The organism is Melaminivora alkalimesophila, from assembly GCF_000282995.1.
In the GTDB taxonomy this organism is placed as follows: Bacteria; Pseudomonadota; Gammaproteobacteria; order Burkholderiales; family Burkholderiaceae_C; genus Melaminivora; species Melaminivora alkalimesophila.
On the sequence record NZ_ALEE01000061.1, the window covers coordinates 1 to 610 of the forward strand.

A 610-nucleotide genomic window follows, 5' to 3' on the forward strand; every position below is an offset into this window, starting at 1 on the left:
AGCCGATCGCGCCGGCCTCGCCGCAGCCCTTGGCCCCGATCGGGTTGTGCGTGCAGGGCGTGCACACGTGGCCCAGCGTGAACTGCGGGAAGTCGGCCGCGCGCGGCATGGTGTAGTCCATGTAGCTGCCGGTGAGCAGCTGCCCGCTGTCCGGGTCGTAGACGCCGTGCTCCAGCAAGGCCTGGCCGATGCCCTGCACCAGCCCGCCGTGCACCTGGCCTTCGACGATCATCGGGTTCACGATCACGCCGAAATCGTCCACGGCGGTGAAGCGGTCCACGCGCACCACGCCGGTGGCCGGGTCCACCTCGACCTCGCAGATGTAGGTGCCGGCCGGGTAGGTGAAATTGGTCGGATCGTAGAAGGCGGTCTCGTTCAGGCCGGGTTCGAGCTTGTCCAGCGGGTAGTTGTGCGGCACGTAGGCGGTGAGCGCCACCTGGGCGAAGGGAATCTTCTTGTCGGTGCCCTTCACGGTGAACTCGCCATTGGCGAACTCGATGTCGGCGTCGCTCGCCTCCATCAGGTGCGCGGCGATCTTCTTGGCCTTGGCCTCGATCTTGTCCAGCGCCTTCATGATGGCCGTGCCGCCCACGGACAGCGAGCGGCTGCC

General features: G+C 67.4%; 1 protein-coding gene. It reads right to left on the reverse strand.

The features are described 5' to 3' along the window. Window positions 1-610, reverse strand: a 610-nt coding sequence (locus A612_RS00630) for a xanthine dehydrogenase family protein molybdopterin-binding subunit (protein ID WP_040435367.1), incomplete at both ends; no start/stop codon positions are given.